At 68.3% G+C, this 19,844-nt stretch carries 16 protein-coding genes; all 16 read right to left on the minus strand.

Going from position 1 to position 19,844, the window contains the following annotated elements:
- Positions 1 to 77: 77 nt before the first annotated feature.
- Positions 78 to 704 carry a LysE family translocator gene (locus tag AB0M14_RS29435; protein WP_365000420.1) on the minus strand — a complete coding sequence of 209 codons (627 nt, stop codon included), beginning with the start codon at positions 702 to 704 and terminating at the stop codon, positions 78 to 80.
- Between the two features lie 46 nt (positions 705 to 750).
- Positions 751 to 1,209, minus strand: coding sequence for a CinA family protein (locus AB0M14_RS29440; RefSeq protein WP_365000422.1), 459 nt, complete (start codon positions 1,207 to 1,209; stop codon positions 751 to 753).
- Between the two features lie 18 nt (positions 1,210 to 1,227).
- Positions 1,228 to 1,554: a plasmid stabilization protein gene (locus AB0M14_RS29445; RefSeq protein WP_365000423.1), complete on the minus strand. Its 327-nt coding sequence runs from the start codon at positions 1,552 to 1,554 to the stop codon at positions 1,228 to 1,230.
- A 46-nt stretch (positions 1,555 to 1,600) separates the two neighbouring features.
- Positions 1,601 to 5,014 (minus strand): carboxylic acid reductase, encoded by a 3,414-nt coding sequence (gene car, locus AB0M14_RS29450; RefSeq protein ID WP_365000425.1) that lies wholly within the window; start codon positions 5,012 to 5,014, stop codon positions 1,601 to 1,603.
- A 241-nt stretch (positions 5,015 to 5,255) separates the two neighbouring features.
- Positions 5,256 to 5,612 (minus strand): DUF3703 domain-containing protein, encoded by a 357-nt coding sequence (locus AB0M14_RS29455; protein WP_365000518.1) that lies wholly within the window; start codon positions 5,610 to 5,612, stop codon positions 5,256 to 5,258.
- Positions 5,613 to 5,845: 233 nt separating this feature from the next.
- Complete coding sequence (locus AB0M14_RS29460; RefSeq protein ID WP_365000427.1) at positions 5,846 to 7,165, minus strand: helix-turn-helix domain-containing protein; 1,320 nt, start codon at positions 7,163 to 7,165, stop codon at positions 5,846 to 5,848.
- Positions 7,166 to 7,171: 6 nt separating this feature from the next.
- Positions 7,172 to 8,590: a ribosome biogenesis GTPase Der gene (gene der, locus AB0M14_RS29465; RefSeq protein WP_365000429.1), complete on the minus strand. Its 1,419-nt coding sequence runs from the start codon at positions 8,588 to 8,590 to the stop codon at positions 7,172 to 7,174.
- Entirely contained in the window at positions 8,587 to 9,258 is a 672-nt protein-coding gene (cmk, locus tag AB0M14_RS29470) for a (d)CMP kinase (protein WP_365000520.1), read from the minus strand. Before cmk ends, der begins: the two co-directional genes overlap by 4 nt.
- Positions 9,259 to 9,323: 65 nt before the next feature.
- Positions 9,324 to 10,658, minus strand: coding sequence for a pseudouridine synthase (locus tag AB0M14_RS29475; RefSeq protein WP_365000431.1), 1,335 nt, complete (start codon positions 10,656 to 10,658; stop codon positions 9,324 to 9,326).
- Positions 10,659 to 10,666: 8 nt separating this feature from the next.
- Positions 10,667 to 11,290, minus strand: a complete 624-nt coding sequence (gene scpB, locus AB0M14_RS29480) for an SMC-Scp complex subunit ScpB (protein WP_365000522.1) — start codon at positions 11,288 to 11,290, stop codon at positions 10,667 to 10,669.
- A 404-nt stretch (positions 11,291 to 11,694) separates the two neighbouring features.
- Positions 11,695 to 12,573, minus strand: coding sequence for a segregation/condensation protein A (locus tag AB0M14_RS29485; protein ID WP_365000433.1), 879 nt, complete (start codon positions 12,571 to 12,573; stop codon positions 11,695 to 11,697).
- Complete coding sequence (locus tag AB0M14_RS29490; RefSeq protein WP_365000524.1) at positions 12,570 to 13,445, minus strand: ParA family protein; 876 nt, start codon at positions 13,443 to 13,445, stop codon at positions 12,570 to 12,572. Before AB0M14_RS29490 ends, AB0M14_RS29485 begins: the two co-directional genes overlap by 4 nt.
- A 296-nt stretch (positions 13,446 to 13,741) precedes the next feature.
- Positions 13,742 to 14,683, minus strand: a complete 942-nt coding sequence (gene xerD / locus AB0M14_RS29495) for a site-specific tyrosine recombinase XerD (RefSeq protein ID WP_365000435.1) — start codon at positions 14,681 to 14,683, stop codon at positions 13,742 to 13,744.
- Between the two features lie 12 nt (positions 14,684 to 14,695).
- Positions 14,696 to 15,355: an NUDIX hydrolase gene (locus AB0M14_RS29500; protein ID WP_365000437.1), complete on the minus strand. Its 660-nt coding sequence runs from the start codon at positions 15,353 to 15,355 to the stop codon at positions 14,696 to 14,698.
- A 3-nt stretch (positions 15,356 to 15,358) separates the two neighbouring features.
- Positions 15,359 to 17,077 carry a CTP synthase gene (locus AB0M14_RS29505; protein WP_365000439.1) on the minus strand — a complete coding sequence of 573 codons (1,719 nt, stop codon included), beginning with the start codon at positions 17,075 to 17,077 and terminating at the stop codon, positions 15,359 to 15,361.
- Positions 17,078 to 17,209: 132 nt separating this feature from the next.
- Entirely contained in the window at positions 17,210 to 19,765 is a 2,556-nt protein-coding gene (locus AB0M14_RS29510; protein WP_365000441.1) for an AAA family ATPase, read from the minus strand.
- Positions 19,766 to 19,844 lie beyond the last annotated feature (79 nt).

Genomic DNA, 19,844 nt, shown 5'->3' on the forward strand with positions numbered 1-19,844 from the left:
AACGGGCCTCGACGTTACCGGCCGCGACGGCCGAACCGCCGGACCGGTGAACAGCCGGTGTTTCAGGAACGGCGATGTCAGGAGGCCTGCGCGGCCACCCGGATGCCGAACGCGACCAGCATCGCGCCCATGACGGTATCGATGGCCCGGCGCACCGCGGGCCGCGCCAGCACGCCCCGGACCGCGTTCACGACATTCGCCAGCATGACGAACCACACCAGCCCCACGACGGCCGCGATGGCGCCGAGCGTGAGGGTGTCCAGCGCCGACGGCGCGGTCGGCATGAACTGCGGCAGCAACGCCAGAAAGAACACCGCCACTTTCGGATTCAGCAGATTGGTCAGCAGGCCCTGCCGGAACGCCGCCCACGCGCTCGGGCCCGCAGCGCCCGCCGCCGCGTCGACCTCGTACTCCCCGCGCCGGGCCGCCAGCAGCGCCCGAATCCCCAGCAGCATCAAATACGCCGCGCCGACCAGTTTCACGACCGTGAACGCCACTGCCGAGGCCGCCAGCAGCCCAGCCACCCCGACCGCGCTCACCACCGACCACACGAAAACGCCCGCCGCGATCCCGGCGGCACAGGCCATCCCGGCCCGCCGTCCCGACAACGCCGCACTCCGCGTCACAATGACGAAATCCGGCCCCGGCGACATGGCCGCCACCAGCGTCACGCCACCCAACGCCACCATCTGTGCTGTAGACATCACCCGATCCAGCGTACGAGCGCTCGCCGCTGTGTCCACCCGCCGGCTATCGGGCCGTGGCCGCGGCTAGCAGAAGATCGAGGGCAACGCTGATGGTCTGGTCGAGGACTTCCTCGGGTGTGCCGTCGAAATGCTGGTGGACGGCTGTTGTTTCGTCCGGGGTGGCGACGGCGAACCAGACCGAGCCCGCGGGCTCGCCGTCCTGCGGATCCGGGCCGCCGGCGCCGGTGACGGCCACCGCGAGGGTGGCATCGAGCAGGGTGCGGGCGCCGTCGGCCATGGCCTTGGCGGCCGGTTCACAGACCACCGGACCCGGCGGAACCTTCAGCAGGTCGTGTTTGACGGTGCGGGAGTACGCGACGATGCCGCCGCGGAACCAGTCGGCGGAACCCGGCGCGGCGCCGAGAGCGGCGGCCAGATTTCCCGCGGTCAGTGATTCCGCGACGGCGATGGTCAGGGCGCTGTCGGCGGCGAGGGCGGCGAGTCGCTCGGTCACTGCGTTCAACGAACCTCCCTGGTCGGCCTATTTGCCGAGGGCGTCGGCGAGTTCTCCCTTGGTCATCGAGGAACGGCCCTTGATGTTGCGCTTCTTGGCTTCGTTGTAGAGCTGGTCACGGGTCGGGCCCTTGGGGCGGTTGGTGCCGGAACGCTGGCCGCCGCGCTGCTGGGGTGATTTGTCGCGGGTCGAGGTGCGGCTGGCGGTCCGGGATTCGCCGGATTGGGCACGGTTCTTGTTCACCGTGCGCGCGGCGATCTCCTTGGCGCGCTTGGTGCCGGTGCCGCGGTCCTCCTGTGACTCCTTGATGTGCTCGTACTGCCGTTCTCGCTTGTTGCTCCATTGCTTGGGCATGGTCACACCTCCTTTACGGCAGGCGAGTACCCCGGCATCGGCCGAGCTAACGTTCCGGCAGCAATCCTCGCAGGTGTAGATCGGACACATATTTGGCGATCAGGGCGGCGTTCAGGTGCGGGATATCGGTGCCCGCGGCCTGCACGGCGGCGTGGAAGCGTTTGGTCGGCAGTGCGGCGCCGGCGAGGGGTCTACCTGGGCGTTTGAAGGCGTGCAGGAGTGGGAGCAGGGACTGGTGGCGCTGTTTCTCCGGGAGGGCGCGCAGGGCGTTCTCGAAGCGGGCGAGCCAGTCCTGGTAGTCGTCGATTCGCTGGATTTCTTGGCCGGAATCGATCAGCCAGTCGACGAAGGTGTCCAGGGAGATGTCGTCGTCGTGCGGGTTGAGGACGTCGTAGGTGTGGAAGCCGGTCGGGCGGCCGCCGAGGGTGGTGATCGCGGCGGCGGTGAAGTCGGCGGGTAGGCCGTCGTAGTGGGCGCGGCGGCGGGCGCCGTCCGCGGTGGTCGTGTAGAAGGAGTGCGGGGCCAGGCCGGTGGCCAGGACGCTGAAGATCAGCCGGGTGAACATGTCCGGCAGGTTGAGCTGGCCCGCGTAGTGGCTGTGGGCCAGGATCATGTCCGAGCGGAAGACCGACACCGGGAGACCGAACCGGTCGTGGGCCTCGCGCAGGAGGACTTCGCCGGCCCATTTGCTGGTGCCGTAGCCGCCCGCGTAGGCGCTGTCGAGACGGCGGGCCGGGCTGATCAGGCGGATGTCGGCGTCCTCGTCGAAGTCGGCCGGATCGATCTGGGCGGCCACCGCGACGGTGGACAGGAAGTCGACCGATTTGACGCGCGTGCTGAGGGCCAGGCGGATGATCTCGGCGGTGCCGACGACGTTGGGGCCGAACAGTTGCCGATACGGGAGCACGTGGTTGACCAGGGCGGCGGAGTGCACGATGAGATCGACGGTGCCGGCCAGGCGGGTCCAAGTCGCTTGATCCACACCGAGATTCGGCTCGCCGACATCGCCCGGGACGACCTCGAGGTGCGTGGCGAGTTGCTCGAACTCGTCGAGCAGGTCGGGGTCGCCGGAGTCGAAGGCCGCGGTCAGGCGTCGTCTTGCGTCCGCCGCGTCGGATCCTCGAATCAGGCAGATCAGCGTTCCCCCAGTCGCTTTCAGCCGCCGTAGCCAGTCCAGGCACAGGAAGCGGCCGAGATAGCCGTTCGCGCCGGTGAGCAGCACGGTGCGGGTTTCGGCGGCGCGCGGAGCCGGGGTGAGGGTGCTGGTGTCGAGGAAACGTTCGAGGACGAGTTCGTCCACCCGGACCTCGTCGTCACGAGTGTGCACGACACTGAACGTTGCCCGTCGGACTCCGGAATTCCGCTCGGCCACAATGTAATCGGCAATCTGCCGTAAATCGGTCGCCGGACTGGTGAGCACACCCACCGGTACCTCGACGTCGAAGATCTCGTGCAGCAGATTCGACAGCGACAGCGCCGACAGCGAATCGCCGCCGAGATCGGTGAAGTGCGCGTCGGGGCGTAGATCGGTGTCGGCACAGCCGAGCAACGCGCGTACGGCGCGGCCGAGGGTGTCCAGCACCGGCTGATCGGCCGCCGAATGCCGCAGGGCGATCAGTTCGTTGGTCTGGGCGGCCGCGAGATCGGTGTAGAGCTGCTCGAGTCGGTGCCCGTAGTGCTCTTTCAGCTTGGGCCGCAGCAGTTTCCCGATGCCGGACAGCAGTCCGTTGGCGGTGGTGAACGGTTCGGTCTCGATCAGGAAGTCGCGGGGAATCTCGTAGGAGTTCAGCTCCGCGTCGCGGGCCAGCTCCTGAAGGGATTCCGCGAGTGCGGCTTTCGGATCCGGCGCGCGCAGGGCATCCGCGGTCGGGACGATTACCGCCAGCAGGTAGGCACGCTCGCTGCTGCCGTAAACGAAGATCTGGCGGACCAGCGGGCTCGTCGAGAACACCGCCTCCAGCTTCGCGACCGTCACGAATTCGCCCTGCGAGAGCTTCAAGACGTTGTTGCGGCGGTCCACGCAGACCAGCTCGTCCGGACCGAGTTCGGCGACGATATCGCCGGTCCGGTAGAAGCCGTCCTCGTCGAAAACCTCGGCGGTGATGTCGGGGCGCTTGAAGTAGCCGGGAATCATGGCGGTCGTCTTGAGCAGCAGCTCGCCGCGCGGATGCGGGCGATCGGTGCGGAAGTATCCGAGCTCGGGCACGTCGACCAGCTTGTAGTCGAGGACCGGTGGGCGGCGCACCCGGTTGTCGATCACCAGACCGCCGCCCGCCTCGGTGGACCCGTATCCGTCGTGCAGTTCCAGATCGATCACCGATTCGATGAACGTCTTCATCTCCGCCGCCAGCGGCGCGCTCCCGCAGATCGCGGTCATCACGCGACCGCCGAGGAACTGTTCGCGCAGTTCGGTTTTCACCTGCTCCTCGACGGCGGCGCGGTCGGCGCCCGGCACTAGCCGCCGGTCCACCTCGCCCAGGAACCGCTGAAACACCATGTCGCACACGCGCGGAACGAAGAACAGCTCGGTCGGGCGAACCAGCGCGATGTCCTCGAACAGTGTCGACATGTCGCTCTGCGCCGAGAAATAGGCGGTGCCGCCCCGGGCCAGTAAGCCGTGCAAGGTCATCCGCCCAGCGACGTGACTCATCGGCATGAAGTTCAGGTTGATCGCCGCGACCGGCGGCTGGGCCAGCCAGATCTTGCGGACCAGCGGCTCGGTGTACATGGCGCCCTTGGGCGTTCCGGTGCTGCCGGAGGTGTAGATCAGCAAGGTCAGGGTGTCGTCGTCTGCCTCGCATACCGGTGCGGCCGGGAGCTCCCGGCCCCGTTCGATGACCGAATCCAAGGCTTCGACCCGCGCCGCCAGCCGCGAGCGGGCGGATTCGACAGCGCTGAGCTGCTTTTCATCCCGCGGATGGAGATCGAACACGTGGAAAAGCTCCGGCTGCGCGGCGGCGAGCACGCAGTCCACCGCATGCGCGAGCAGATCCGCGCTCGCCGCCACCACCCGCGGCTCGGTCTCGGCCAAGATCGAAGCCAGCTGCGCGACCGGCGCATTCGCCTGCAATGGCACCGCCACCGCACCGAGCCGCACACACGCCAGGTCCAGAATCGTGTAATCGATGCTGGTAAATCCCACCATCGCAATGAAATCCCCGGCCCGGATCCCGGCCGCGTGCCAAGCCGCCGTCACCGCATCGACCCGCGCACCCATCTCCCCATAGGTGATCGTCTCGAACTCGGGCAACAACCGCCGCCCCGCCGCACCCCACTCGACCACCCGCTGCCCCAACGCCGGGCGCTCCCCATACGCCGCACACAACGCCGCGATGATCTCCGGCAACCGCATCTCGCGCAGCGCCGCCCCCTTGTCCGGCCGAGCCGCCCGAATCTCGGGATACTCGGCATACAACTCCGCGACCCGGCGCGCCCGCCGCTCCTGCGCCGTCTCAACCATCGTCCACCCTCCTCGAGCGACACCGCCGTCACCCGCCCCCATTCTGATGGCAACCGCCGCCAGATCGCCAGCCACCCACCTGAGACACCCCCTCCACCCCTTCCCTCTACTCGCGCGTAGCGATATTGCCGTCTCCCTCGGCGTGTCGTCAGCAATTCGACTACCGCAGTCACCGCTCGGCTCTCGCGCCTGCGCAGGCAGGCTTTGCTCGGCTGCGACCGAGCGGGTTTGGGCTATGACGTCAGCGGTTGGCGGTCTCGGCGCGGCCCGTAGCCAGAATCTGGGCGAGGTCGTCCGGGATCGGCATCGGAGTCATGATTCCGACGGTGGAACGACCGGTGTTGCCGACCGGAACGCGACCGAGCGACGAAGCAACGCCCGCGCCGGCCAGGCGGACGACCTGTCCGAGCGCTTCGCGCCGGTCCCGGCAGCGCAAAGCCACGCGCAACATGTGCCAGTGCGACCGGGTATGCGGCCACGGCCAGCCCTGCGAAAGGATGTGAGCCCGTTCGAGCGCACGCCACATCACGTCGAGATCAGTTGCGGCGCTGGCCGATTCCAATTCAGCTTGAAAAGCGGCACGGACGGTGGGCGGCATAGGAGCCACGATTCCTCCAAGAACTCGTTGATTTGCCCACCCAGCATCGAACACCCACCCATCGGCGTACTTGAACAAACCTGCTGCCTCCATACCGGCTACCGATCTGCGCGCCGAACATGCGGCTGCACACGCGATTCAGGCAGGCACCATCAGGAATCTCCCCGCCACAGGCGACGACCATCAGCGAACGATCGGTGGCCACCATTCCACGGCCCGCTCCGATCACGCGGCTATGGGACGAGTCCGGGCAGATCGTCAACCCAGTGGATGGCGGCATAGTCCGAGGGGCGAGCACCGAACATGCGGCGGCACACGCGATTCAAGTGGGCACTGTCGGAGAAACCCGCGCCGTGGGCGACAGCCGTCAACGACTGACCGGTGGCGAACAGCTCCACGGCCCGTTGTAGGCGTAACCACCGAATGTAGGGACGCACCGGGAGGCCGAGCTCAGCCGAAAAAACATGGGCCAGTCGGCTTTCCGACAGATGCACGGCGCGCGCTAAATCGCGGGAGCGAATCGGGCCCGCATCCAACATGTCGGGCAGCATAGCGAGCAGCTGTGCCACGGCCGGATGGCGCTGGACGCCGGCCTCGTCCGGCGCGCCAGCCCGATCCGACACCGCAGCTCGGCCCGGCGGCACGGCTCGTTCCGGCGGCACGGCTCGATCCGGCACCGCAGCCCGATCCGGCACCGCAGCCCGATCCGGCACCGCATCTCGTTCCGAGACCGCATCTCGTTCCGGCGGCACAGCCCGATCCGGCGGCACAACCCGATCCGGCGGCACAGCCCGATCCGGCGGAACGACTCGGTCCGGTGCTGCGGCTCGGTCCGGTGCTGCGGCTCGGTCCGGCACTGCCGCTCGGTCCGGCACTGCCGCTCGGTCCGGCACTGCCGCTCGGTCCGGCACTGCCGCTCGGTCCGGCACTGCCGCTCGGTCCGGCGGCAAGGCTTCGCCTAGCGCCGGGGCGTTGGCTTCCACTCCAGGTCGTCCCGCCGAATGCCGTTGTGCAGCGGCAGTATCCGGCATCGCCACTGCACTCAGGGCCCCTGTGGCGTGGGGTAGCCATCTGGTGCTTTGTGGCTGTCGCCGCACGTTGCGGACCCAGCTGCGCACGACTTCGCGCGTTCTGGCCGACGCTGCGTCGAGCGAGTCTTGTTCTGCTGCTGCCGGATCCGTGCCGCCGAAGAGCCAGGCGCTGGCCGGGGTCAGGCCGAGTTTGTGGGCGGCGGCGATCCAATCGGCGACCGTGTGGCCGGCGGGTGCGGCGCTCAGGGCTGCTCCGGCTGATGATTCGGGGTCGAAGAGCATCAGGATGCCGTCGGTGGTTCCGTGGACGATCTGGTGCGGAACGCCGACAGGGATTACGGCTGCGCGGCAGGGTGATTCGTGGCCGGTGCGGTCGGCGAGCACTAGCGGAGTGGTGCGGGTGAGCAGGACCTGCACGCTGTGGTGGGCGTGCAGGTCCGCTCGGCCGATCGCGCCGGATACCAAGAGGAGGCCGGGGCGCATCATGGCGGCGGCGCGCCATTGCGCCCCGGGGCCGGGCATCGGTGGTTACTTCTTGTTGCGGTCTCGCTTTTCGCGGATGCGAACCGAGATGCGGACCGGAGAACCGTCGAAGCCGAACTCTTCACGCAGGCGGCGTTCCAGGAAGCGGCGGTAGCCGGCCTCCAGGAATCCGGTGGTGAACAGGACGAAGGTCGGCGGGCGCGTCGAAGCCTGGGTGGCGAACATGACGCGGGGCAGGCGACCGCCGCGCATCGGCGGCGGGGTGGCCGCGATGACTTCCTTGAGCCAGTTGTTCAAACGGCCCGTCGGAATACGCTTGTCCCAGGATTCCAGCGCGGTTTCCATGGCGGGAACCAGCTTCTGGACGGCCCGGCCGGTGTGCGCGGAGATGTTGACCCGCCCGGCCCACGGCACGCGGACCAGCTCCCGGTCGATCTCCTTCTCCAGCTGCAACCGGCGATCCTCGTCGACCAGGTCCCACTTGTTGAACGCCAGCACGAGCGCGCGACCGGAGTCGGCGACCATGCTGATGACGCGCAGGTCCTGTTCGGTCATCGGCTGCGAGGCGTCGATCAGCATGATCGCGACCTCGGACGCCTCCAGCGCCGACTTGGTGCGCAGCGAAGCATAGAACTCCATACCGCTGGCATGGGAGACCTTGCGGCGCAGACCGGCGGTGTCGACGAACTTCCAGACCTTGCCACCCAATTCGACCAGCGAGTCGACCGGGTCGACGGTGGTGCCCGCGACATCGTGGACCACCGACCGCTCGTCACCGGCCAGCTTGTTGAGCAAGCTGGACTTGCCGACGTTCGGCTTGCCGACCAGGGCGACGCGCCGCGGACCCTGACCGCCGGTGCCTTCGCGCGGAGTTTCCGGCAGCACGGCCAGCACATCGTCGAGCAGATCGCCCGTGCCGCGCCCGTGCGCGGCCGAAACCATGCGCGGCTCACCGAGACCCAGCGACCACAGCGCCGCGGCCTCGGCCTCGACGCGCTGATCGTCGACCTTGTTCGCGACCAGGATGACCGGAATCTTGGAGCGCCGCAGCTTCTTCACCGCCGCCTCGTCGGTGGCCGTGGCCCCGACGGTGGCGTCGACGACGAGCAGGATCGCGTCCGCGGTCTCCATGGCCACGCCGGCCTGCCGGGCCACCGACTGCTGCAATCCCTTGGCGTCGGGTTCCCAGCCGCCGGTGTCCTGCACGAAGAACCGGCGGCCGGACCAGGTCGCCTCATAGGAGATGCGGTCACGGGTGACGCCGGGGATGTCCTCGACGACGGCTTCGCGCCGGCCCAGGATCCGGTTCACCAGCGTGGATTTGCCGACATTCGGGCGTCCGACGACGGCCAGGGTCGGCATGGCGACATACTCTTCGCCGTCCTCCTCGCCTTCCAAACCGATGGCGTCCCAATCGGTTTCGTCACTCCAGACGCCGTCACCGGCTAGTACGTCCTCGGTCACCGGGACTCTCCTGTCGTCGAAAGCTGCTGCGCGACAACCTGATACAACTCGTCGATGACCTGGGCCTTGGTCAGCTCGCTGGTATCGACCAGCACCGCGTCCTCGGCCGGGCGCAACGGGGAGATCTTGCGCGTGGAATCCAGGTTGTCGCGACGCTGCACGTCGGCCAGCACGGCCTCGTAGTCGTCGCCGCGGCCCTCGGAAATGTTCTGCTGGTTGCGTCGCTGCGCCCGCGCTTCGGCGGACGCGGTCAGATAGATCTTGGCGTCGGCGCCGGGCAGCACGACGGTGCCGATGTCCCTGCCCTCCAACACGATTCGGCCCGCGGCGGTGGTGATGTCGCGCTGCAGCGCGACCAGCAGCTCCCGCACCTCGGGCACCGCGGACACGGCCGAGACGGCCTTGGTCACCGCGTCACCGCGAATCTCCGAGGCGACATCGCTGCCGTCGAGCTCGATCACCTCACGGCTGGGATCGGTGCCGATGTGCAGCGGCAGTTCCTTCACCGCCACGGCGATGGCGGCCGCGTCCGCCAAGTCGACGCCCGTGCGCAGCACGCGCAGGGTCGCGACCCGGTACATGGCGCCGGTGTCGAGATAGCGCGCGCCCAGCCGGGTGGCCAGCAGCCGCGAGACGCTGGATTTGCCGGTGCCCGAGGGACCGTCCATCGCAACGACCAGCGGGCCGCTGCCGATCAACTTCTCCGTAATCGCCACGGAAGTCTCCACACTGCTCACAACGACACCGCCTCATACAATTTGCCGACTTCGTTGCGGCCGAGCACCTTCAGGGTGCCGGGCCGCTGGTCGCCCAGGGCGACGGGTCCGATATTGGTGCGCACCAGGCGGATCACCGGGTGCCCGACCGCGGCGAGCAGGCGGCGCACGATGTGCTTGCGCCCCTCGTGCAGCTCCAGCTTCACCAGCGAACGGCCTTCGCCCAGCTCCAGCACCTGGAACTTGTCGACCTTGGCCGGGCCGTCGTCGAGCTCGATGCCGTTCTTCAAGGTCTTGGCGATGCCCTTGTGCACCTCGCCGTTGACCGTGGCCAAGTAGGTCTTGGAGACCTCGAAGGACGGGTGCATGAGCCGGTGCGCGAGATCGCCGTCGTTGGTGAGCAGCAGCAGGCCCTCGGTGTCGGCGTCCAGCCGCCCGACGTGGAACAGCCGCTGACCGGCCGCGATCCGCTCGGCGACGATATCGCCGACGCAGGGCCGGCCCAGATCGTCCGACATCGTCGACTGCCAGCCCTTGGGCTTGTTCAGCGCGATGTGCACCAGCTCCTCGCGCACCATGACGCGGGTGCCGTCGACCCGGATGACCGCCTTCTGCGGGTCGATCCGCAGACCCTGCTCGCGCACGATCATGCCGTCGACCTCGATGCGGCCCTGCTCGATCATCTCCTCGGCGGCGCGGCGCGAGGCCACACCAGCCTTGGCCAGGACCTTCTGCAACCGCTCGCCCTCACCGGCGGCCAGTTTCGTGTGCGACTCGTAGACCTCGGTCGGCTCGACATACTGATGCTTGGCCGGCTTGGCGTTGCTCAGCAACGGCCCCGACGGCGTCGGCCGCTTCGGCTTGACGGTCTTCTTCGCGGCGGCGGGTGCGGCCTTGCGCGGTCCGCCCTGTCCGGCGCCGCCACGGGCGGGGGCACCACCACGCGCTGCCGGGGCCCCGCCCCGACCGGGTGCGCCGCCACGGGCCGCGGGAGTTCCACGCTCACCCCATGATGTTCCGCGCTGCGACGAGCCGCCACGCGACGGAGTTCCGCTGGGGGTGGTGTACTCACCACGCGAGGAAGCTCGCGATCCGGTGCCACGCTGAGCGGCGCCACCCTGGGCGCTGCCGCGACGGCCGCCGCGCTCCTCGCTCCAGCTACTCCGCTCGGCGGGGGCTCCGCGATGGGCGCCACCGCGGTCTTCGCTCCAGCCACCGCGCTCCGCTGCGGCGCCACGCTGGGCCGCGCGGGCTCCGCGCGAACCTGTGCTGCGGGCCGAGCCGCGGGCGGGCGGCTGGTCTGTTCTTTTTCTACGATCCGGTGTGCCATCTCGGCGAGCGGGCGTATTCAATGTTTTTCCTAGTCCTCGGTGCCGAGATCCAAATCTGCCTCGGCGGTTTTTTTCAGCCTGGTGTACCGGGGGTCGGTATCCAGACTGTCGTTGATCTCATCGATCAGGTCGACGCCCGGAAGCAAGGGCGCCAGGGGCGGCAGGTCCGACAGTGACGCGAGCCCGATCCGCTCCAGGAACAACTCGGTCGTGCGGTACTGCGTGCCGTTCGTTTCCGAATCGACCCCGGCCTCGGCGATCAAGCCACGAGCCAGCAGCGTGCGCATCACTCCGTCGACGTTCACGCCGCGGACCGCACTCACCCTGGTCCGGGTCACCGGCTGGCGGTAGGCAACCACCGCCAATGTTTCCAACGCCGCGCGGGTCAATTTTGTTCGCGCGCCGTCGAGCAGCACTTGTTCTACATAGGGTGCGTACTCGCTGCGAGTATAGAAGCGCCAGCCATCCCCGACGAAACGCAGGTCGATGCCACTGTGCCGGGCGCTGAGCTCGGCCGACATCGCACGCAGGGCGTCCTCGACGCGTTCGGTCTCGTCGTTCAGGGCCGCGGCCAGCTGTTCTGCCGGTGCGGGCGCGTCGACGACGAGCAGCATCGCCTCCAGCGCGGAGCGGAATTCGTCCTCGTCGAGGATGCGGGGGGTGTCGAGCGTCTCTTCCGGCGACTGCTGCGAGACGCCAGGAACCGGCTCGGTGCCGCGCGGCTGATAGCCCAGGGACGAATCGGCCGGTCCCGGCTCGACCTCGAGCCCCACGAGGGTGACCCCGTCGTCGGCCAGCAGCTCGGCGTCGCGCCGGATCAGCTCGGCGGTGGTGGGGACAGCGGGGTCGGTCGCACGGGCCTGCATAGCCGCGAGACGGGCGAGCTCGGCCAATCGAGCCGCCTCCATCATGCGGGCGGCCGCGGTCTCGGCGGTCGGCGGACCGGCCGGCTCGATACTCGCGTTCGGCTGGCCGGCGGCGTCGGCCGCACCCGTCGGCCGGCCCCCGCTGGGCGGCTGGTCGGCACCGCTCGGCTCGTTCTCGCCGCTGGGCTCGCTCACCCGTAGTCCTCCTCGATGGTCACAATCGGCTCCGGCGCGTCCGGATCCACCTCACCGAGCCAGCTCACCCCCAGCGGACCCAGCGGATCGGGCTGATCGAACTCGATCGTCTTGCCCCGGTAGAGCTCGAGCAGCGCCAGGAAGCGGGCCACGATCTGCACCGGCTGCTCGCAGTCGGCGACGAGCTCGGCGAAGGTCGTCCAACCGCCCACGCCGCGTTCCTTGAGGCGGTCCAGCACCCAGGCCGCTTCGTCGGCGACCGAGATGGCGTGCGCGTGCAGATGGTCGAGCCCGACCTTGGGCACCGGGCGGGGCCGGAAGGCGACGGCGGCGATCTCGGCGAACCCGGCCGCGTCTACTCCCAGCGTAACCTCGGGCAGCAGACCGGCGAACCGCTCCTCCAGGCTCACCGAGCGCGGGTAGCGCCGCAGCGCAATCGCTTCCAGTTCGCCGAACAGCTCGGCTACCTGCTTGAACGCGCGATATTGCAGCAGCCGCGCGAACAGCAGGTCGCGGGCCTCCAGCAGTTCCAGGTCTTCGGCGTCGGTCATCTCCCCCGCCGGCAGCAACCGGGCTGCCTTCAGGTCCAGCAGCGTGGCCGCGACGACCAGGAATTCGGTGGTCTGATCCAGGATCTTGTCCGCGCGCAGACCGGTTTCACCGGCGATCCCGGCCGTCAAAGCCTTCGTGTAGGCGATGAATTCGTCGGTCACCTTGTGCAGCGCGACTTCGGTGACGTCGAGCTTGCGCGAACTGATCAGCGTCAGCAGCAGATCGAAGGGACCCTCGAAATTGCTGAGCGTCAGATGGAATCCGGACTTCTCCGGCGTTTCGGGCTCGGGCAAGGCTGGAGCGGGGTCGAGCGTGCCGTTCACCGGCCGGACCGGTGGATGACTTCCCTCGCCATCGCCCGATACGCTTCCGCGCCACCGGATTTCGGCGCCCAGGTGGTGATGGGTTCGCCGGCCACGCTGGCGTCCGGGAACCGGACGGTGCGTGAGATCGCCGTGTCGTAGACCAGATCGCCGAACACCTCGACGACGCGTGCCATGACCTGCCGTGAGTGCAGTAGTCGCGCGTCGAACATGGTGACCACGATGCCGTACAGGCTCAACCTCGGGTTCAGGCGATCGCGCACCTTCTCCACGGTGTCGTTGAGCAGGGCGAGTCCTCTCAGCGAGAAGTACTCGCACTCCATCGGAATGATCACGCCGTCCGAACAGGCCAGCGCGTTCACGGTGAGCAGGCCCAGCGACGGCTGGCAGTCGATGAGGATGTAGTCGTAGCGGTCGCGGATGGGTTCCAGCGCGCGGCCCAGGGTCTGCTCCCGGCCGACCTCGTTGACCAGCTGGATCTCCGCCGCGGACAGGTCGATATTGCTGGGCAGCAGATCCAGGTTCTCGATGCGGGTTTCCATCAGCACGTCGTCGATGGAGGTGCGCGTGCCGATCAGCAGGTTGTGCACCGTCTGATCGAGATCGTGATGGGCGACACCGAGACCCGCGGACAGCGCGCCCTGCGGATCCAGGTCGACCAGCAGCACGCGGCGGCCGTATTCGGCCAGCGACGCGCCGAGATTGATGGTGGAGGTGGTCTTTCCGACGCCACCCTTCTGATTGCACATCGCGACGATCAGCGCGTTACCGTGCTCGGCGAGGGGTTGCGGATCCGGCACGAAACGCAACGGCCTGCCCGTCGGCCCGAGTTCCGCACTCTCCGGAACGGGTGCCGCCCCGTTGCCCCACAGCGTTTCCGCCGCAGCGTCCGAAGTCGGTCCCGCCGCTCCTGCTGTAGTCACGTCCGCTGCTCCTTACGCGTTTGCCCAGTGCCGTAGCGACTGCTTGCAGGTCGCTCGAAATGATCGACCTCGCCGAGCGTAGCGAGACCCCATCAGGCCCGACCTCGCTTTCGTACGGTCCAGCTCTGTTTAGACGCTACCGCTTGACAGCGCGAGACTTGCGCTCGGACACGCGAGCCGACGTACGTACTCGCACAGACGATACCCGGAGATCGTTGCCTGGAAGCCCGCGTGCGCGAAGGCAATCAGCGGGCCCGGGGGTGGGCGGTGGCCCAGACCTCGCGCAACGTGCTGACGGTGACGAGGGTGTAGATCTGGGTGGTGGTGACCGAGGCGTGGCCCAGAAGTTCCTGGACGACACGCACATCCGCGCCGCCGTCGAGCAGATGTGTTGCGAAGGAATGGCGCAGGGTGTGCGGGGAGACGGTGGCGCCGATGCGCGCGCGTTCGGCCGCGGTTTGCAGAACCTGCCAGGCGCTTTGCCGGGAGAGGCGGCCGCCGCGGGCATTCAGGAACAGTGCGCCCGCGGTGGCGTTCTTGGCAAAGCTGCTGCCGGCGGCGAGCAGCGGGCGGCCCCGCACGAGGTAGGCGTCGACCGCGGCGAGCGCGGGGCGGCCGATCGGGACCATGCGCTGTTTACCGCCCTTGCCGTGCAGGACGACGGCGCGTTCGCCGGTATCGAGATCGTCGACATCGAGTCCGACGACCTCGGAAATGCGTGCGCCCGTGGAATACAGCAGCTCCAGCAAGGCGCGATCGCGCAGTCCGCGGGGGCCGCCGTCGTTGCCGGCGTCACCGCCCGCGGCCTCCAGCAGAGCCAGCACCTTGTCGTAGGGCAGCGCTTTCGGCAGCCGCCGGCCCGGCGCCGGCGGTTTCACCGCATGCGCCACATCGGTGGTGGTCAGACCCTCCGCGGCGGCGAATCGATGCAGCCCGCGCACCGCGATCAGCGCGCGGGCCACCGAACTCGCCGCCAGCGGCGGATGATTCTCCGCACCTGCCCGCAAGGCCATGGTGAATTCGGCGACATCGGCTTCGGCTACCCGATCCAGACCGTCGATCCCGCGCTCGGTGAGGAAGTCGCGATAGCGGCCCAGATCACGGCGATAGGCGCCCAGGGTGTTGCGGGCCGCGCCGCGTTCGACCGCGAGATGGTCGAGGTAGGCGTCGATCTCGCGTGCGAGCACCCTGGGATCCTGTCAGGCTTCGGGTTGCTGTGCTGCTTTACGCCGCAGGAATTCGGTGGGTTGGCCCGGCCACGGCGCGTCGGCCGGACGCAGCGGCAGGTTTCCGGCCCGCGCCGCCGCCAGCGCGAGTACGCCGGCGACCGCCGTGGCGTTGACGATCTCGCCCGCGAGCGCGGCCCGCACCGCCTGATCCACCTTCATGACGGTGACGCCGAGGTCGGCCTCTTCGAATTCCGGCTCGGGACGCTCGGTCGCGTAGAGCCCGCGCGCCAGGTAGACCCGCAGCGCCTCGTCGGTGAATCCCGGCGAGAGCGCCACGTCGACCAGCACCGACCATTCGCGGGCGGCCAGCGCGGTCTCCTCGGCGAGCTCCCGTTTGGCCGCCGCCAGCGGATCCTCGCCGGGGACGTCGAGCAGACCGGCCGGCAGTTCCAGCAGCCGCCGGCCGATCGGATGCCGGTACTGGTTGATCAGCACCACGTTGTCGTCGTCATCGAGGGCGAGGACGGCGACCGCGGCGTGATGCTCGATCACTTCGCGTTCGGCGACGCCGCCGCCGGGCATGGCCACCTGGTCCAACCGCAAGGCGAGGATGGCCCCGCTGTACACGGTCTTACTGGACACCGTCTCGAAATCGTGGCTGCCCGGCACCGCTCCCCCTCTGTCAGTCATGAATTACTTGTCCGCATCCGGGAGTTCGTCGGTTCCGCTGAGGTCCACCGGAAGCCGTTCGGCCGCCTTGTAATCCAGTGCCGCCGCGATCAGCGCCGCGAACAGCGGATGCGGACGGGTCGGACGGCTCTTCAGCTCCGGGTGCGCCTGGGTGGCGACGAAGAACGGATGTACATCCGCAGGGTATTCCACGAACTCCACCAGATGTCCATCGGGCGAGGTGCCGCTGAATCGCAAGCCGCTCTTGGCGATCTTGTCGCGGTAGGCGTTGTTCACCTCGAAACGATGCCGGTGCCGTTCGGAGACTTCCTCGGTGCCGTAGGCCTTGGCCACCACCGACCCCTTGGTGAGGGTCGCCGGGTACGCGCCCAGGCGCATGGTGCCGCCGAGATCGGCGGCGCCGGCCACGGCGGCCTTCTGGTCGGCCATGGTGGAGATGACGGGATGCTTTGTGTCCGGCTCGAACTCGGCGGAGTTGGCGTCGTCCAGGCCGACCGAACGCGCGGCCTCGATGACCACGCACTGCAGGCCCAGGCACAGACCCAGCAGCGGGATGCCGCGGGTCCGGGCGTAGCGGATCGCGCCGACCTTGCCCTCGATGCCGCGGATGCCGAACCCGCCGGGGATCAGCACCGCGTCCACGTCCCGCAGCGCGGCGATGGCGCCGGCTTCGGTCTCGCACTCGTCGGAGGGGACCCAGCGGATCTGCACCTTTGCCCGGTGCGCGAACCCGCCCGCGCGCAGCGCCTCGGTCACCGACAGGTACGCGTCCGGCAGGTCGACGTACTTGCCGACCAAGGCGATCTCGATCGACTCGCGCGAGTTGTGCACGCGCTCCAGCAGATCGCCCCACACCGTCCAGTCCACGTCGCGGAACGGCAGACCCAGGCGGCGCACCACATAGGCATCCAGGCCCTCGCGGTGCAGCACCTTGGGAATGTCGTAGATCGACGGCGCGTCCGGAGTGGAGATGCAGGCGTCGACATCGACGTCACACATCAGCGCGATCTTCGACTTGAGCGCCTGCGGCACGTCGCGGTCGCAGCGCAGGATCAGCGCGTCGGGCTGGATGCCGATACTGCGCAGCATCGCCACCGAGTGCTGGGTCGGCTTGGTCTTGAGCTCGCCGGAGGGGGCGAGGTAGGGCACCAGCGAGACGTGCAGGAAGAAGACGTTGTCGCGGCCCACGTCGTGGCGGATCTGCCGCGCCGCCTCGAGGAACGGCTGGGATTCGATATCGCCGACGGTGCCGCCGATCTCGGTGATCACCACGTCCGGGGTGTGGCCCTGCAAATCGGGGCCCTGCATCGCCAGGATGCGGGCTTTGATCGCGTCGGTGATGTGCGGGATGACCTGCACGGTGTCACCGAGGTATTCGCCGCGGCGTTCCTTGGCGATGACCGTCGAATAGATTTGCCCCGTGGTGACATTGGCGTCCTGGGACAGATCGCGGTCCAGGAACCGCTCGTAGTGGCCGACGTCGAGATCGGTCTCGGCGCCGTCCTCGGTCACGAACACCTCTCCGTGCTGGAACGGATTCATGGTGCCCGGATCGACGTTCAGGTAAGGGTCGAGTTTCTGCATGGTGACGCGCAAACCGCGCGCCGTCAGCAGCTGACCGAGGCTGGAAGCGGTAAGGCCTTTGCCCAATGAGGAGGCGACACCACCGCTGACGAAGATGTGTTTCGTGGCAGTTCGCGCCTGAATCCGTGTTTGACCCACGGGTCTTCACGGTAACACTGTTTGCCCCTGGCGATCCAACGCCACGCGCGTTTGCCCACAAGTCGCTCAACGGTCATCCGGCGGCTGACCTCAGGATGCCTCGGTACCTTCCCGCACCCGATGAGCCGAACGTCACGTTCGCCCACGCGGCTGCGCGGTCTTCGGCCGCCGCGCCGCCGCGTTCGTGACGTCGGCTATCCGATCCGTCGGTACGAACGCGATGATGTCGACCCGCGAGGTGATCATCAGCTTCTGAAAGATCGAGACCATCTGCGCGTCGATGGTTTTGAACGAGCTGCCGCGCACCGCCGCGATCGCCGAATTGGTCCAGCCTGCCGCCGCGAAGGTAGCCACCTGTTGCTCGGCACCGGAGAGTTGCTGCCACAGTGATGGGCGGCTGCGCCGGACCGGATGATCCACGCCGAGCTTGTTCATCGTCAAGGTGCCCAGTGCCAGCCGCGCGACCTCGTTGTGTTCCGGCCGCAGCAGGGACCCCTCGTGCCGCATGGCGTCGAACCGGGTTTGCCCGAGCACATCCCGGGCGATCCGGAGGGCATTGTCGGTTTCGGTTCCGAAGGGGCCGAGGTTCGCCAGGTTCACACCCAGGTGTTCCCGCCAGGTCGCGGCGCCGCCGCCGAGGAGCGCGATCTCGGTGGCCTCGCCGGCTCCCGGGTGCGAGGCCGCGAGCGTCCACATGCGGATGTGCACCGCCCAGAGTGCGCCCCACTGGTCACGCATCGCCACCTGATCGGTCAGCGCGCGGCGCCCGACCGCGAGCGCCGCGCCGGGGTCGTCATGTTTGGTCAGGGCAATCGCCCAGGCCAATTCAGCCCACGATATCGCCCAGCGTGCCTGTGCGGCGGTGGCGTTGTCGAGGTGGCGCCGGGCGAGCTCCATCGCCTGCTCGGCCGTACCCAGGAAGCCGGCGGCGAGCGCTTCGAACAGCTCGCTCATCGCGGCCCCGCTGCGATCACCGCCGGCGGTGAACCGCTGCCGGGCACGCCCCAGCACCGTGATCGCGCGCGCGTCCCGCTGCACCAGCATCAGTTCGCTGCCGCGGGTGAACTCGGCGGCCGCGGGCAGGCCGAGGTCACGCTCGGGATGCCGGCGCCAGCTGTCTCGTGCCGCCGGCTCGGAAACACAGGCCGTCACGCACTCGTCGAGCATCCGTTCGGCATTGTCGTGGTCCCCCTGGCACAGACTGATCCAGCCGATCAGGGCAAGCGCCGCGATCTGGAGTTCGACCGGTTGCGGATCGAGGCCGCGAGTCGCCGCGAGGGTGCGCTCGGCCCAGCGCCGGGATTCGCGCAGCGATCCCTTGGTGAAGGGAACACGCAACGCGATCATGCCCACCGCGATTTCCAGCCCGGTCACCGATTCCGCGGGTGCGAGGAGACTGCCATCGATGGCGCAGAGCAGGTTGTTCCAGGCGCCCCGCGCCCAATCCAGGCGATCCTGTTCGGCCGGGCTGAACCAATCGGCGCCGGCCTGGACGATCTTGTCGGCGTAGTAGCGCCGATGCCGGGCGGCCAGCCGCTCACATTCGGCGCCGGCCGCACGCTCGTGTAGCCGATGCTGCGCGAATACCCGGAAGCTTTCCAGCAGCGAATAGCGGACTGTGTCGGCGGTCAGATGCACCGAAACCAGGGACTGGTCCACCAAACGCTCGAGCAAGCCCTCGACGTCTGCTCTGGCGATGCTGATTCGCGAATCGCCGGAAACGCTGTCGAGATCAGCACAAACACCCTCGATCGCGTCCAGTTCCGCGCCGGCATCGAAGTCGGAGGAATACGTTTCGTCGTCGGGATTCACGTCATAGCCCGCGGCGAAGACCGACATCCGATCGAACAGCAGACGTTCCTGGTCGGTGCACAGTTCGTAGGACCAGGCGATGACATCACGGATGCCCTGATGCCTGCGTTCGCCGCCGACGCGCGGCCCGCGCGACCACCGCAGCCGCCGATCGTCGACTTCGCCACTGAGATCGCGGAGCACCATCGGCAGCGGTTGCCGCAGCAGGCGCGCGGCGGCCAGCCGGATGTAGAGCGGATGATCGTGCACGTGCCGGCAGATCGAATCAGCCAGTGCGAGTTGATCATCCGCGATGGTGCGTCCGGTCAGCTCCACCCGATTGCGGAACAGGGTGAGCGCCTGCTCCCGGGGCAATGAACCGATCGGCACCAGTCGCTCGTCGACCCAGCCGACCACTTCCCGGCTGGTAGCCAGCACCGTGAGTTTCGGCACGGCGTCGAGAAGTCCGGCGATCACCTGCCCCGCGCCCTCCAGGACGTGCTCGCAATTGTCCATGACCAGGATCGTCTGCGACCTGCTGCCGGCGGCGTCGGCGTGGGTAAGAGTATCGACCAGCGCCGTCCACACCGATCGATCGGAGAAATCGGCGTCGACAATTGCTTGCGCGACCTCGTCCTCGATCGCCGCGGCGTCGGCCCTGCTGGAGAGCCGGGCCAGCCGAACCCAGTGGACTGGCACCCGGCGAGCCTTGTAGAACCGGCGCACGGCCTCGATCGCGACACGAGTCTTGCCGATACCGCCCGGGCCGATCAGCGTGATCAGCCGCGCCGAATCCAGCAGCAACCGCGAGATCGTGTCCAACTCCCGGTCGCGCCCTACGAAGTCGTCGGCGGCAACCGACGGCGATTCGACGCTCGATGGATCTCGCCCGGCCACGTGAGCATGGTAGCCAGCCAGTCGATTACCAGCATCAGCAATCGAATACCGCCGCCCCTTAGGTAACTTTCGCGGCGGT

Source organism: Nocardia sp. NPDC051832 (genome assembly GCF_040681285.1).
In the GTDB taxonomy this organism is placed as follows: Bacteria; Actinomycetota; Actinomycetes; order Mycobacteriales; family Mycobacteriaceae; genus Nocardia.

Bases quoted from the DNA above. Each gene is read 5' to 3' on its own strand.
- AB0M14_RS29435 (WP_365000420.1), bottom strand. From the start codon at position 704: ATGTCTACAGCACAGATGGTGGCGTTGGGTGGCGTGACGCTGGTGGCG.
- AB0M14_RS29445 (WP_365000423.1), bottom strand. From the start codon at position 1,554: ATGCCCAAGCAATGGAGCAACAAGCGAGAACGGCAGTACGAGCACATC.
- car (WP_365000425.1), bottom strand. From the start codon at position 5,014: ATGGTTGAGACGGCGCAGGAGCGGCGGGCGCGCCGGGTCGCGGAGTTG.
- AB0M14_RS29455 (WP_365000518.1), bottom strand. From the start codon at position 5,612: ATGCCGCCCACCGTCCGTGCCGCTTTTCAAGCTGAATTGGAATCGGCC.
- AB0M14_RS29460 (WP_365000427.1), bottom strand. From the start codon at position 7,165: ATGCCCGGCCCCGGGGCGCAATGGCGCGCCGCCGCCATGATGCGCCCC.
- cmk (WP_365000520.1), bottom strand. From the start codon at position 9,258: ATGGACGGTCCCTCGGGCACCGGCAAATCCAGCGTCTCGCGGCTGCTG.
- AB0M14_RS29500 (WP_365000437.1), bottom strand. From the start codon at position 15,355: ATGACTGACAGAGGGGGAGCGGTGCCGGGCAGCCACGATTTCGAGACG.